Source organism: Polaromonas sp. UBA4122 (assembly GCA_002381615.1).
GTDB lineage: Bacteria > Pseudomonadota > Gammaproteobacteria > Burkholderiales > Burkholderiaceae_C > Polaromonas.
The window spans coordinates 47,005-60,333 of the sequence record DFWY01000009.1 but is presented as its reverse complement, the minus strand read 5'-3'; the positions used below and the strand labels follow the sequence as shown (position 1 = coordinate 60,333).

Genomic DNA, 13,329 nt, shown 5'->3' with positions numbered 1-13,329 from the left:
AGTGCGCTCGTCAGCGGCTAACGGGACACAACCAATTAAGACAATGCATCAATAGTGAAATTCAACCGTATGCGTTTGATCAATGTGCGAAAAACACAGCCAAATCAACCACTTACCCAGTCCCCCGATTTCCCCCCGTGCTTTTCGAGCAGTTTCACGTCGGTGAGGGTCATGCCGCGGTCCACCGCCTTGCACATGTCGTAGATGGTGAGCAGTGCGACGCTGACGGCGGTCAGCGCTTCCATCTCCACGCCGGTGGGGCCGACAGTTTCTACCGTGGCGGTGCAGGTGACAGCCCCTGTTTCACCCTCCATAAGGCCTTTAGCTCCCGTACTGACTATGGGAGCAGCTACAAAATCAATAGCAACCCGGGTCAGCGCCAGCGGATGGCACAGCGGGATCAGGTCGCTGGTCTTTTTGGCGGCCATGATGCCGGCAACGCGTGCGATGCCCAGCACATCGCCTTTTTTGGCGCTACCTGCCAGAATGATCGAGAGCGTTGCCGGATTCATGACGATACGGCCTTGGGCGATGGCGATGCGGTGCGTGGCCGGCTTGGCCGCCACATCAACCATGTGGGCCTGGCCCTGACTGTCGAAGTGGGTGAGTGCTGAAGAAGAAGGAGAAGACGTCGTCATGCTGTTACAGAACCTTTACAACCATCCGTCATCATAAGAGCATGTTTGTGAATCCACCCACACCGCAGAGGTGATTGCTTTTGTTTCCCTTGATTCGTTCTAAAAACGCCCCGCCAACACAGCGCCTTGCCCGGACCCGGCTGGCGCTGGCGGCCCTGGTGTTCATGGCGGCTACCAACTTCTCGCTGGCTCAAGCACCACGAAGTGCGTCTGGCGGTGCGACGGGCTCGCTGCCTTCGCTGGGTGACAACTCCGAGCTGTCGGCGGCGGCGGAGCGGCGCATTGGCGACCGCATTGCCGCCAGCATTTATCGCGACCCGGACTATGTCGATGACCCGGTACTCGGGGACTACCTTCAAAGCATCTGGCAGCCTCTGCTGACGGCGGCGCGTTCGCGGGGCGAACTTCAGGCGGAGCTGGATGAGCGCTTTGCCTGGGACCTTTTTCTGATCCGTGACCGAAGCATCAATGCGTTTGCCTTGCCCGGCGGGTATTTTGGGGTGCATCTGGGCCTGATTGGCTCGGTGGGCAGTTCGGATGAGATGGCTGCCGTACTGGCACACGAGCTCAGCCATGTCACGCAGCGGCATATTTCGCGGCTGATGACGCAGCAGAGCCGGCAGGCGCCCTGGATGATTGCCGCCATGATTCTGGGCGTCCTGGCTGCCAACAAAAGCCCGAACGCCGCCAGCGCAGCCATCGTCGGTGGGCAGGCCGTTGCGGCACAGGGTCAGCTTAACTTTTCGCGCGACATGGAGCGCGAAGCCGACCGCGTCGGTTTTGGCGTCATGACCGATGCCGGGTTTGACAGCCGTGGCGTGACGACGATGTTTGAAAAACTGCAACAGGCCGCAAGGCTGAACGACAGCGGGGCCTTCCCTTACCTGCGCTCACACCCACTGACCACCCAGCGCATTGCCGAAGCGCAGTCGCGCTTGCAGTTGTCTTCGGCGGCGGCCATCCAGCCAAGCAAAGAGAGCCAGGCAAACGCTGGCAAGGCGCATGAGCTGCACGCCATGATGGCCGCGCGCGCCCGAATTCTGGCGGTTCCCGGGGTCGACGCGCTGCACGCCATAGTGGCCGAAGCCCGGCACCGCAGCGCTTCGTTGCAGGCGCTTGCGTCCCCGGCCTCGGCGGACAACATCCGCGACGCGGGAGCGCTGTATGGCGGGGTATTTGCGGCGGCCCAGTTGCGCGATTTTGCGGGCGCGCGAAGCCTTTTGACCCGGCTCAAACCGCTCACCGCTGAAATCCCACGCGCCAACACGGCAGTGGAGCTGCTGGCCATTGAGATTGATTTGCTGGCGGGTGTGGTTCCTCCCTCTGCATCATCGGTCGATATGGCCAAGACCCGCTCGCGCGCTGAGGTCTTGACGCAGGCCCGCTCATTGATGGCGGCGCACCGGGCGCGAGACGTCTCGGACCGGCTGCAGACCTGGGTGGCGGCCCATCCCAAAGATGCGATGGCCTGGCAATTGCTCGCCGTGGCGTACGGCCAGCAAAACCAGACTGTCCGGGCAATTCGCGCCGATGCCGAAAGCCGGGCCGCACAACTGGACTACCCGGCGGCGCGGGACCGCTTCAAGGCCGCGCAGTCGCTGATGCGCAGCAACCCCAGCAGCGCGGACTATGTGGAGGGCTCAATCATTGACACGCGAACCCGCCAGGTCGAGCTACTTATTAAAGAACAGGCGCTGCAAGACAAAGTCGATCGCTAGCTGCAGCACCGAGTAAATCAGCGAGCCAATCAGGGCTGCGCCAAAACCCTTCACGCTCACGCCGGTAACCAGGCTGGCAGCGGCCCAGAACATCAGCGCGTTGACGACGAAGAGGAACAGACCCAGCGTCACCAGCGTGACGGGCAGGGTCAACAACACCAGGATGGGACGCACCACCATGTTCAGGGCGCCCAGCACGGCCGCTGCAATCAGCGCCGCCGTAAAGCTGCTCACCACCACGCCTGAATAGAGATACGCCACCGCCAGCAAGGCAGTCGCACTTAAAAGCCAGTTGATGAGGAGTTTCATGGCCTCAGAATACCACCGCACGGTGTGCCGGAGTAGCCAGAATCAGGCCTTCATCGTCTGCGCAGCGTTGGCATCGCATTCGGATTTGGCGCGCCGCTTGGCCCACCAGCCCGCGCCCAGCACGCCGGCAATGGCCAGCGTGTAGGTGGCCCATTCGGCCGCAGTATGCAGGGCCTCAAGGGAGGGCAAGGCGTTCGGCCCCCCGTAAATCGAGTCAAGCAACTGCTCGCTCACCATCATCTTGGCGCCTGTGAACGCCAGCACGGCGGCACCGGCATTGATGATGATGGGAAAACGCTCCAGCAGTTTGAGCACCATCGTGCTGCCAAACACCACAATCGGCACGCTCACCAGCAGGCCGATGATGACCAGGTCAAACGAGCCGTGCGCGGCACCGGCCACACCCAGCACGTTGTCAATGCCCATCAAGGCGTCGGCCACGACAATGGTTTTCATGGCGCCCCAGAAGGTGCTGGCAACCGGCCCAGCGTGCGCCTTGTCGTCCTGGTCGGCCAGCAGCCTGTAGGCGATCCATAGCAGCCCCAGGCCGCCCAGCAGCATCAGGCCGGGAATCCTCAGCAGCCACACAACGCCCACCGTCATGGCTGAGCGGACCACAATGGCCCCGATAGCGCCCCAGGCAATGGCTTTTTTCTGCAAGTGGGGCGGCAGCTTGCGGGCGGCCAGCGCAATCACGATGGCGTTGTCGCCAGCGAGCATCAGGTCGATGAAAATGATCGCCAGCAGGGCGGACCACCAGGGGGCTGTAAATAATTCCATTGTTCACACTCCATATCAAGTTTCGACGTGGAAATCCGCAGGATGGATTTCCGGATTTATTGAAACTGAACAGGCACAGTGAGTGCAGTGAGTGGTGCGGATGATGGATGCCGCGAACGCCTCGATCAAACCTGTTCAGGTTTCAATCGAAGGTCTGGCTCGACATGCAGTGTTGCTGCATGCCCAACAAGCCGGAAGTGTGAACTTCGTGATGACGACTTGCTGAAGCGATTTTGCTGCGGCGTCCGTGATTGAACATGGCAGCAACCCAAGGGAGTTACTCCCCTTCGTTGCGCTATTTGACAGTAAAAAGGATTTCCTGCAAACACCGGGGTCTTTCATCGCCATCCCCTCAGCATGCCCGCGCTGTTATGGAGCTGCCCGCTGTCCCGCCGATAATGAGCAGCCCGGCTCTGCAGCTTCGCCGATGACGCGGACCGCGCCTTTCTCGTATTTTTCCCGCATTTTTCTTTTTCCCCATGCCCGGCATCCACATCACCGACATTGAAGCCGCCATCAACTACTGGCGCGACAACAAGCCCTCACATGACGGCGTGACGCTGGCGCCCGAATTGCATGCGCTGGCCGAGGTGTACGCGCTCATGGTTTTCCAGCATGAGGACGAGGCGGACGAAAAGAGCTTTCCGCCCAGGGCGCTGGCCGCCTGGAGCGCCTGGTACGACACAACGGCCGACACGCCCTGCATCGCCATCTGCTCGACCAGCCAGGGCGATGCGCTGTGCAAGGGCTGCGGCCGCACCTTCGACGAAGTGCAGCACTGGCCCGAAATGACGCCCGCCGAGAAGCGCAGTACCTGGCGGCGCATCACGCTGGAGGCGACAGCCTGGCGCTTTGGCCGCTATGCCGACCGGGCGCTTGAAAACAAAACGCCGGCCCAGTCGCCTGGAAAAAACTGAAAATACAAGACTTTTAGGCCTCCAGCCCTTACAGGACGGGCACAGGCAGCTATTAATTTAGTAGTAAACACCCGCCTATCTGGCCTACACTGGTACATGCTTAGACTGACCCGCGCCCCCAACATTGCCATCGCTGCGCTGTGGGCTGACGCCTTGCAGCAGGCCGGAATAGCTGCCAGTGTGCAGCGCTATTTTTTGAGCGGCATAGCGGGTGAACTGCCGCCTGACCAGTGCCTGCCCGAAGTCTGGCTCACGCATGATGAAGAGGAGCCTCGGGCACGCGAGCTGCTGCACGCGCTGCAAAACATGCCGCAACGGCGCTGGCTGTGCCGCTGCGGGGAAATCGTCGAAGGCGGCTTTGAGCAGTGCTGGCAGTGTGGCGCGGCCATGCCGCCTGAGCCGGCTTAGGCGACCAATCTGTTTCGCCTGCCGCGTCTGCTTTGGCGCAGCAGCGGGTGAGTCCGCCGATGAGCGTGCGGGCCTTTCAGCCAGCGCTCCAGGACTGCTTTAAACTTAGTTCTTAAACCCGTTTGGCCAGCGTCGCCGCCATGCCGATGTAGCTGGCGGGTGTCATCGCCAGCAGGCGCAGCTTTTCAGGCTCGGGAATTTCCAGCGAGCGGATCAGTCCATGCAGATCTTCGGCCTTGACGGTTTTGCCGCGGGTCACTTCCTTGAGTTTCTCGTAAGCGCCATGCACGCCGTAACGGCGCATCACCGTCTGTATCGGTTCGGCCAGCACTTCCCACGAGGCGTTCAGGTCATCGTCAAGCGCTTCGCGATTGAGTTCAAGCTTGTTCAGTCCGGTCAGCAGTGAGGCATAGGCCAGTGCGCCGTAGCCCAGGGCCACGCCCATGTTGCGCAGCACGGTGGAGTCGCTGAGGTCGCGCTGCCAGCGGCTGATGGGCAGTTTCTCGCTCATGTGCCTGAGCAGCGCATTGGCCAGGCCCAGGTTGCCTTCGGCGTTTTCAAAGTCAATCGGGTTGACCTTGTGCGGCATGGTGGAGGAGCCGACTTCACCCTCCTTCAGGCGCTGCTTGAAGTAGCCCACGCTGACATAACCCCAGATATCGCGCGCCAGGTCGATCAGTATGGTGTTGGCGCGCGCCACGGCGTCGAACAGCTCGGCCATGTAGTCGTGCGGCTCGATCTGGATGCTGTAGGGCTGGAAGTTCAGGCCCAGGCCCAGCGGTTCGGGCGTTTCGACGACCTTTTTGCTGAAGGCTTCCCAGTCAAAGTCGGGCCAGGCCGACAGATGGGCGTTGTAGTTGCCCACGGCGCCGTTCATTTTGGCCAGAATTTTCACAGCCGCGATGCGCGCGCAGGCGATCTGCAGGCGCACCACCACGTTGGCGATTTCCTTGCCCACGGTGGTCGGGCTGGCGGTCTGGCCGTGGGTGCGGCTGAGCATGGGAACCTCGGCATAGACATGGGCCATTTCGCGCAGCTTCAGCACGATGCGGTCCAGCCCCGGCAGCACCACCAGATCGCGCCCGGCGCGCAGCTGCAGCGCATGGCTGGTGTTGTTGATGTCTTCGCTGGTGCAGGCAAAGTGGACGAATTCGCTGGCGCCCTGCAGCTCTGGCCGGGCTTCAAATTTCGACTTGATCCAGTACTCCACGGCTTTCACGTCGTGGTTGGTGGTTTTTTCAATGTCCTTGATGGCGCCCGCATCGGCTTCCGAGAAGTTTTTGACGAGGCCCAGCAGGTAGGTGCGTGCGCCGGGGCTGAGCGGCTTGAATTCGGCGAATTTGGCATCCGACAGGGCAATAAACCAAGCAACCTCCACCTGAACCCGGCGGTGCATATAGCCTTGCTCGGACATCAGGGGGCGTAGTTGGCTAAGTTTGCTGGCGTAGCGGCCGTCCAGTGGAGACAGGGCATTGATGGGTGAAAAGCTCATGCGGCAATTGTAGGCTGGCTACCTGCAGCGGTGGGACGCTGAAACGGTGCAGCTTTGCGCGCCTTTGCGCTACATCAGCCGGGACGGGGGTTGACTCGATAGAATACGCTTTCCCCAGACCACGATCTCGATCCCCCTCCTACCATGAAACTCATCGGATCCGCCACCAGCCCCTACGTACGTAAAGTGCGCATTGTGATGGCTGAGAAAAAGCTCGACTACCAGCTGATACTGGAAGATGTCTGGGCGGCTAATACCAGCATCATCGCTTCCAACCCCTTGGGCAAGGTGCCTTGCCTGATCATGGAAGGCGGTGAAGCCGTGTTTGACTCCCGCGTGATCGTCGAATACCTGGATACCCTGTCGCCCGTGGGCAAGCTCATTCCCACTCAGGGCCGCGAGCGTGCCGAGGTCAAAACCTGGGAGGCGCTGGCCGACGGTTTGCTCGATGCGGCCATCCTGGCCCGGCTGGAGGCCACCTGGCCGGGCCGCAGTGCCGAGCAGCGCAGCGACGCCTGGATAGCGCGGCAGATGGGCAAAATTGACGCCACGCTCAAAGCCATGAGCACCGGCTTGGGCGACAAGCCTTTTTGCAGCGGCATTCACCTCAGCCTGTCGGATGTGGCGGTTGGCTGCGCGCTGGGTTATCTGGATTTGCGCTTCGCCCAGATCAATTGGCGCGAGACCTGTCCCAATCTGGCAAAGTTGCAGGAAAAACTGCTTCAACGCCCCAGCTTCGTGGAAACCCATCCAAGCTGATTTTTTAGAGCAAAAAAGTGACTTAAGCCCAATAAATACGGGCACAAATAGCTATTAAAAATATAGCAAATTAAGCACTTTTCTGCCTGGCGCGCTTTTTGAACCAGCGCATCAAGCCGCCCACCAGCGGCAGCTTTTCATACAGCTCTTCAGCGGCATGCCAATGATCGCGGTGAATGTTCGGGCGTGCTGAACTGCTTGTGCGCCGTGAGCGGCGTTTCGACAAAGGCCGAGCAGGGCATATGCAACGGCCAGCCCCGAAATACCGGAACCGATGACGGCAACCCGCAGGGGAGCGCCGCTCATGCGGTTCCCGCAAGATAAAAATGCTGCGAAGCGGTCCGGCGCGAATGAAAGAGGAGGAGGATGAGCACCCCGGAATTGCATCCAAACCAAGTCGGTTCAGAAGGCTTCGCAACAGTAAAAGAGTCATGTGACCGCCGCTGCCTGCTGGGGAGCGACCAACACAAGTTTTAGAGATAGGCTAGGCGGTGGTAGTTCCCACCTGTGCGCGATGCTTCAAGTAAATTTTTGTTAACGCAAAAAACCTGTCGCGGCCGGCCTATCCGACAGGATGGAGGCTGTGCCAAGCGTTTGGCGCGCCGTGAGGCGGCTTGCTTTGAACGCCGTTGGCAGCGCGTGATGGCTGGTGAAAAATTGGCCCCTATGCCATCAAACAAGAAAAGTTGCCGCTTAGTCAACATGGTGACTGGGTGATGGTTTTACTTGGAGTAACGGCTTTTCAGGCTTACTGGCTGGCCAGCTGTTTCTCGATCTCTTGAACAAACTGACGGCTGGTGGGGCCGGCCAGGGAGTTGAAGCTGGTCGCGTTAACACCATCCCGCGCAATCACGTATTTGTAAAAGTTCCAGCGCGGCGTGGTACCGGTTTTGTCGGCCAGCTGCTTGAACAGGGGGCTGGCGTCTTTGCCGGACACGGTGGTTTTTGTGAACATCGGGAATTTCACGCCGAAGGTGCTCTCGCAGAAATCCGCAATTTCCTTGTTGCTACCGGTTTCCTGCGAAAAGTCGTTGGAGGGAAAGCCCAGCACCACCAGTCCGCGGTCTTTGTATTTGGCATAAAGTTCTTCCAGGCCCTTGTATTGCGGCGTGAAGCCGCAAAAGCTGGCGGTATTGACCACGACCACGACTTTGCCGCTGTACTGGCAAAGCGACTGCGGTTTTTCATCCTGCAGGCGCAAGACGTTCTGTTGCAAAAGCCCGGAGCAGGCCGCTGGCGCAGCAAGCGGCGCAGGCGCGCCGGGCGTTGCGACCAGACCGCTGGAGCGGACAGCGCGATGCTGGCGAGCAAGGTGATCAGGCGCAAAGGTTTGAGAGGGAGGGCGACCATGGCAATACTCGCTGACAGTTGATTGAAGCCAATTTATTTTGGCATTTTTTTGCCAACGGCATCGTCTCGCGCAGAGACTGGCCAGGACGGCTGTGCGGACACAGGCTGCAAACATCGCGGGGACGGCCTCTTGCCGGCACGCCTTCCGACCTGAGGGCCGAAACAACGCTACTCTGTAGGTAAATAGCCTGCAAGTCTCCTGTCGTCACATTAGCCGCCTAAAATTGCGACCAATCCCCAGGATGGACCGCCAGAACATCCGAGGCAGATTTTTCTGCGTATCCGTTGCAAGGAGCTTCTATGCTTTACCCCGAACTGTTTAAACAACTTGAAGCCGTCCGCTGGGACATGGACAAGGACATTCCCTGGGCCAGTTTTGATGCCTCGAAACTGACTGACGAGCAGGCACAGACCATCAAGATGAACGCCATCACCGAGTGGTCGGCGTTGCCGGCAACGGAAATGTTTTTGCGTGACAACAAGGACGACAGTGATTTTTCGGCCTTCATGTCGATCTGGTTTTTTGAAGAGCAAAAACACGCGCTGGTGCTCATGGAATACCTCAAGCACTTCAGGCCCGAGCTAGCGCCCACAGAAGAAGAGCTGCACGAAGTGCGCTTCGAGTTCGAGCCGGCCCCCCCGCTGGAAACCCTGATGCTGCATTTTTGCGGCGAGATTCGGCTGAACCACTGGTATCGCTGCGCCAGCGAATGGCACACCGAGCCCGTCATCAAGCAGATTTATACCCAGCTCAGCCAGGACGAAGCGCGCCACGGCGGCGCTTACCTGCGCTACATGAAGCGCGCCATCAACAAGTTCGGCAATGAGGCCAAGGCCGCCTTCACCAAGGTCGGTGTCCTGATGGCCAGTGCCCGCCGCACGTCGCAGGCGCTGCACCCGACCAATCTGCATGTGAACAAAACCCTGTTCCCACGCGACACCGTTCAAAGCCGTCTGCCCAATCCCGAGTGGCTGGAGCACTGGCTCGACACGCAAATCAAGTTTGATGCGGCGTGGGAAGGCAAAGTGGTGGATCGCATCCTGCACAACATGAGCCTGTTGATGAACCAGAATTTTAAAACCGTGCAGGAACTCAACCGCTACCGCAAGGAGCTGAGCCGCGAGATGGCGGTGTCTGCGATGCCCGACACCAAGCCGCAAGCCGTGTGAGCGCGCCGGCATTTTTAGCCAAGATGGCTGCGCGCGAAGACGCGCAGGCGCGTGTGGCAGCGCTACCGCGACCCGTCGTGTTTACCAACGGCGTGTTTGATGTGCTGCATTGCGGCCATGCCCTTTACCTGGCCCAGGCCCGCCAGCTCGGCGCCAGTCTGGTGGTGGCGCTCAATACCGATGCCTCGGCGAAACGGCTGGGCAAAGGCCCGGATCGTCCGCTGAACAATCAGCAAGATCGTGCCGCACTGATGGCGGCGCTGGAGTCGGTCAGCCTGGTCACCTGGTTTGACGAGGACACGCCCCTGGAACTGATCACCGAGCTCAAGCCGGATGTTCTGGTCAAGGGCGGCGACTACGACATGCGCAAGCTCGCCGAAACCGCTGTGGTGGAACGCTATGGCGGCAAGGCGCTGGCGATTCCGTTTGTCGATGGCTATTCGACCACGGCGCTGGTGCAGAAGATTCGGTCAAGCCCACAAGCTATTAAATAAATAGCTGTTCATGCCCGTCAATAAAGGGCCGAGAGCCGATTTGTCTTGTATTTCAGGCCAAGCAGTCAACCTTCAATTTCTGCTCACGGTGCCGGCGATTCTGCCGCTTTTCTGTCCGCTGCAATCGCTGGTTCTGCCCCGGTTGCCTCGCCGCGGCGTCTTTGCAACTTCGCGGCCATGCGCCTGAACCAATGCTCCAGGTCGTCGATATAGGTGAACACGGCAGGCACCACCAGCAGACTCAGCAGCGTGGAGGTCATGAGCCCGCCAATCACCGCAATCGCCATCGGTGAGCGAAAGCTCGGGTCGGCGCCCCAGCCCAGGGCCAGCGGCAGCATGCCGGCGCCCATGGCAATGGTGGTCATGAGGATCGGGCGGCTGCGCTTGTGGCAAGCGTCCACCAGCGCGTCAAAGCGGCTCATGCCCTTTTCACGCGCCAAAATGGCGTAATCCACCAGCAGAATCGAGTTCTTCGTGACGATGCCCATCAGCATGATGAGGCCGATCATGGAAGGCATGGACAGTGCCCGCCCGGTCAGCAACAAGGCGACGAAGGCGCCGCCAATGCTCAGGGGCAGAGCCGCCAGAATGGTGACGGGCTGCAAGAAGTCATGGAACAGCAGCACCAGCACACCGTAAATGCACAGCACGCCAATCAGCATGGCAATGCCAAAACTGGCGAACAGCGACCGCATCTCCTGCGCGTCGCCCAGCTCGGCAATCTTCACGCCGGGCGGCAGGCTTTTCATGCTGGGCAGGGCGCGGGCTTCGGCGTTCAGGTCGCCCAGCTGGCGTCGGCCCAGCTCCACGTCCAGCGTCACGTTGCGGCTGCGGTTGAGGCGGTCAATCTGCGCAGGGCCGCTCTCCATGCTGATGCTGGCCACGTTGCCGAGCATCACGGGGGCAGCCGCCCCAGTCGGTGTCATTTTGCCGGGCACCGTCAAGCGCGCCAAGGCCGTCAGGTCAGCGCGCACGGCGTCGGGCAGCTTGACACGAATCGGCACCTGGCGCTCCGACAAATTGAGCTTGGACAGGCTGGTGTCGTAGTCGCCGGCTGTGGCGACGCGCACGGTTTCGCCAATGCTGGCGGCCGTGACGCCCAGGTCGGCGGCGCGGGCGGTGTCAGGCCGCACAATGATTTCGGGCCGCACCAGCGATGCGCTGGAGCTGACGTTGCCGACGCCCTGCAGCGTGCGCAGTTCGCGTTCGACCTTTTGCGCGCTGGCCAGCAGGGCCACCGGGTCTTCGCTTTGCAGCACCAGCTGCATCTTGACGCCCGTATCGGGTGGACCGACGGTAAAGCGCGCGCCGGCAATGTCGGTCAGCTTGAGACGCAGCTGCGACTCGATATCGGCCATGGACGCCGCCCGGTCATTGCGGTGGCTGGTGGTGAGCGTCAGCACCGCACGGCGCGCTTCGGCCGCGGCGCCGGGCGCAAAAGCATCGCCGCTGGAGCCGCCGCCGATCGAACTGAACACGCTTTTGATTTCCTTGACGCCCATGCTGGCGACGCGCGCCTGCTCGGCCACCGCGCGGGTCTCAGCCAGGGTGCTGCCGGGCGGCAACTCGATGTTGATCTGCGTCTGGGCCCGGTCCGCTGCCGGTACAAAGCCGGTGGGCAACAGGGGCACCAGAGACACCGAGGCGACGAAGAAAATGGCCGCCCCGGTCATCGTGACCGCGCGGTGGCGCAGGCACCAGCGCATGGTGGCCATGTAGCGGGTCATCAGCCAGCCATCGGGGGCCTCGTGGTAGGCGGCTGTGGGGTCGGCGTGCGCTGCGTTTTTGTGCGGCTTCAGGATGTAGGCCGCCATCATGGGGGTGAGCAGCCGCGCCACCACCAGCGACGCCAGAATGGCCAGCACGGCGGTCCAGCCAAACTGCTTGAAAAACAGGCCAGGAATGCCGCCCATGAAGGCGGTCGGCAAAAACACCGCCACCAGCGCGAAGGTGGTGGCAATCACCGCCATGCCAATTTCGTCGGCCGCTTCCATGGCGGCCTGGTACGGCGTTTTGCCCATGCGCAGGTGACGCTCGATATTTTCAATTTCCACAATCGCGTCGTCCACCAGCACGCCGACCACCAGGGCCAGCGACAGTAGCGTCACGGTGTTGAGCGTGTAGCCAAAGTATTTGAGCCCCAAAAACGTCGGGATCACCGACAGCGGCAAAGCAGCAGCGGACACCAGCGTGGCGCGCCAGTCGCGCAAAAACCACCACACTACCAGGATGGCCAGCAGTGCGCCCTCAAACAGCAACTCCATCGAGCCCTGGAAGTTTTCTGCCACCGGCTGGGCGTTGTCGATGGCCGGCGTCAGGGTGATGGTGGGGTTGTTCATCTGCAGTTCGGTCACGGCGGCGCGCACGCCGCGGGCCACATCCACTTCGCTGGCGCCCTTGGTACGGAAGACCTCAAAGCCGACCACGGTGCGGCCATCCTGAGTCGCCACGGACCTGGGCTCGGCCACGGTATCGAGCACGTTGGCGACCTGGTCCAGGCGAATGTGGCGACCGTCGGCCAGAGAGATGTCCAGCATCGCCAGTTCGGCCGCAGTTTTGACGGTGGCAATGGTGCGCACCGACTGCTCGGCGCCACTCACGTCGCCGCGGCCACCCGGTGCTTCCTGCTGCACCAGCTTCAGGCGGCGCGACACATCAATGGCGGCTACATTCAGCGCCGCCATTTTGTTGGCATCGAGCTCGACGCGGATTTCGCGGCTGACGCCACCCACCCGTTTGACGGCACCGACGCCCGGCACGCTGAGCAGGCGCTTGGCCACGGCGTTATCCACAAACCAGCTCAGGGCCTGGTCATCGAGCGGGCTCGCGCGGCCGGTTCCAGCCGGAGTGGGTGCGGCCGCCGCCGTGAAGGTCAACACCACGCGGCCGGCGGTCGAGGCCTTGGTGACCGACGGGTCGCGCACGTCGGCGGGCAAGTCAGCGCGCACGCGGGCCACAGCGTCACGCACGTCGTTGACCGCCTCGGTAATCGGTTTTTCCAGAATGAATTCGACAGTGACCTCCACGTCGCCGTCGAGCACCTTGGTGTAGATGTTTTTCACGCCTTGCAGCGTGGCTACCGAGTCTTCCAGTTTGCGGGCCACTTCGGTTTCCAGCTGCGCCGGAGCCGCACCTGACAGCGCGGCACTGACCGTGACGATGGGCAATTCGATATCGGGAAAATCCTGCACCACGCTGGACCGGAAGGACAGGATGCCCGCCAGCGACAACAGCACAAACAGCATGATGGCCGGCACCGGGTTCTTGATGGAGAGCGAGGAGAAGTTCACGACT

12 protein-coding genes and 1 pseudogene are annotated in these 13,329 nt (G+C 61.2%); 6 read left to right on the top strand and 7 right to left on the bottom strand.

The features are described 5' to 3' along the window. Positions 1-104 precede the first annotated feature (104 nt). A complete protein-coding gene (moaC, locus tag B3F77_RS01505; RefSeq protein ID WP_293603238.1) occupies positions 105-638 on the bottom strand; it encodes a cyclic pyranopterin monophosphate synthase MoaC in 534 nt (177 codons plus the stop codon). A gap of 164 nt (positions 639-802) precedes the next feature. Here moaC and B3F77_RS01500 point away from each other — a divergent pair, with 164 nt between their 5' ends. Further along, the gene (locus B3F77_RS01500; RefSeq protein ID WP_293603244.1) at positions 803-2,356 is read left to right on the top strand and encodes a M48 family metalloprotease; all 1,554 of its coding nucleotides are present in this window, start codon (positions 803-805) and stop codon (positions 2,354-2,356) included. Here the strand turns inward: B3F77_RS01500 and B3F77_RS01495 are convergent. After that, positions 2,312-2,665, bottom strand: coding sequence for a phage holin family protein (locus B3F77_RS01495; protein WP_293603237.1), 354 nt, complete (start codon positions 2,663-2,665; stop codon positions 2,312-2,314). The genes B3F77_RS01500 and B3F77_RS01495 overlap by 45 nt on opposite strands. 42 nt (positions 2,666-2,707) lie before the next feature. After that, a complete protein-coding gene (locus tag B3F77_RS01490; RefSeq protein WP_293603236.1) occupies positions 2,708-3,445 on the bottom strand; it encodes a TerC family protein in 738 nt (245 codons plus the stop codon). Between the two features lie 479 nt (positions 3,446-3,924). On the opposite strand from B3F77_RS01490, the gene B3F77_RS01485 reads away from it, so the two are divergent. Further along, positions 3,925-4,362, top strand: a complete 438-nt coding sequence (locus B3F77_RS01485) for a DUF3717 domain-containing protein (protein ID WP_293603235.1) — start codon at positions 3,925-3,927, stop codon at positions 4,360-4,362. Positions 4,363-4,458: 96 nt separating this feature from the next. Continuing rightward, positions 4,459-4,770 carry a putative signal transducing protein gene (locus B3F77_RS01480; RefSeq protein ID WP_293603234.1) on the top strand — a complete coding sequence of 104 codons (312 nt, stop codon included), beginning with the start codon at positions 4,459-4,461 and terminating at the stop codon, positions 4,768-4,770. A 112-nt stretch (positions 4,771-4,882) separates the two neighbouring features. On the opposite strand, the gene purB is transcribed toward B3F77_RS01480, so the two are convergent. Further along, entirely contained in the window at positions 4,883-6,262 is a 1,380-nt protein-coding gene (purB, locus tag B3F77_RS01475; protein ID WP_293603233.1) for an adenylosuccinate lyase, read from the bottom strand. Between the two features lie 144 nt (positions 6,263-6,406). Here purB and B3F77_RS01470 point away from each other — a divergent pair, with 144 nt between their 5' ends. Then, on the top strand, positions 6,407-7,021 hold the full coding sequence (locus tag B3F77_RS01470) for a glutathione S-transferase family protein (RefSeq protein WP_293603232.1): 615 nt from the start codon (positions 6,407-6,409) through the stop codon (positions 7,019-7,021). A gap of 70 nt (positions 7,022-7,091) precedes the next feature. On the opposite strand, the pseudogene B3F77_RS01465 reads toward B3F77_RS01470, so the two are convergent. Both B3F77_RS01465 and B3F77_RS01460 read right to left on the bottom strand, forming a co-directional pair. Further along, a pseudogene (locus B3F77_RS01465) lies at positions 7,092-7,199 on the bottom strand (nuclear transport factor 2 family protein); the annotation flags it as partial. 570 nt (positions 7,200-7,769) lie between these two features. Then, positions 7,770-8,297, bottom strand: coding sequence for a glutathione peroxidase (locus tag B3F77_RS01460; protein WP_293603243.1), 528 nt, complete (start codon positions 8,295-8,297; stop codon positions 7,770-7,772). Between the two features lie 374 nt (positions 8,298-8,671). Between B3F77_RS01460 and B3F77_RS01455 the strand changes: the two genes are divergently transcribed. Then, positions 8,672-9,541: a ferritin-like domain-containing protein gene (locus tag B3F77_RS01455; protein WP_293603231.1), complete on the top strand. Its 870-nt coding sequence runs from the start codon at positions 8,672-8,674 to the stop codon at positions 9,539-9,541. A 23-nt stretch (positions 9,542-9,564) separates the two neighbouring features. Then, positions 9,565-10,035 (top strand): D-glycero-beta-D-manno-heptose 1-phosphate adenylyltransferase, encoded by a 471-nt coding sequence (gene rfaE2, locus B3F77_RS01450; RefSeq protein ID WP_293603242.1) that lies wholly within the window; start codon positions 9,565-9,567, stop codon positions 10,033-10,035. Between the two features lie 83 nt (positions 10,036-10,118). On the opposite strand, the gene B3F77_RS01445 is transcribed toward rfaE2, so the two are convergent. After that, a complete protein-coding gene (locus tag B3F77_RS01445; RefSeq protein ID WP_293603230.1) occupies positions 10,119-13,325 on the bottom strand; it encodes an efflux RND transporter permease subunit in 3,207 nt (1,068 codons plus the stop codon). Positions 13,326-13,329: the final 4 nt, after the last annotated feature.

Excerpts from the sequence above, each read along its gene's own strand:
- moaC (WP_293603238.1), bottom strand. The coding sequence starts at position 638 with ATGACGACGTCTTCTCCTTCTTCTTCAGCACTCACCCACTTCGACAGT.
- B3F77_RS01500 (WP_293603244.1), top strand. The coding sequence starts at position 803 with ATGGCGGCTACCAACTTCTCGCTGGCTCAAGCACCACGAAGTGCGTCT.
- B3F77_RS01495 (WP_293603237.1), bottom strand. The coding sequence starts at position 2,665 with ATGAAACTCCTCATCAACTGGCTTTTAAGTGCGACTGCCTTGCTGGCG.
- B3F77_RS01490 (WP_293603236.1), bottom strand. The coding sequence starts at position 3,445 with ATGGAATTATTTACAGCCCCCTGGTGGTCCGCCCTGCTGGCGATCATT.
- B3F77_RS01485 (WP_293603235.1), top strand. The coding sequence starts at position 3,925 with ATGCCCGGCATCCACATCACCGACATTGAAGCCGCCATCAACTACTGG.
- B3F77_RS01480 (WP_293603234.1), top strand. The coding sequence starts at position 4,459 with ATGCTTAGACTGACCCGCGCCCCCAACATTGCCATCGCTGCGCTGTGG.
- purB (WP_293603233.1), bottom strand. The coding sequence starts at position 6,262 with ATGAGCTTTTCACCCATCAATGCCCTGTCTCCACTGGACGGCCGCTAC.
- B3F77_RS01470 (WP_293603232.1), top strand. The coding sequence starts at position 6,407 with ATGAAACTCATCGGATCCGCCACCAGCCCCTACGTACGTAAAGTGCGC.
- B3F77_RS01455 (WP_293603231.1), top strand. The coding sequence starts at position 8,672 with ATGCTTTACCCCGAACTGTTTAAACAACTTGAAGCCGTCCGCTGGGAC.
- rfaE2 (WP_293603242.1), top strand. The coding sequence starts at position 9,565 with ATGGCTGCGCGCGAAGACGCGCAGGCGCGTGTGGCAGCGCTACCGCGA.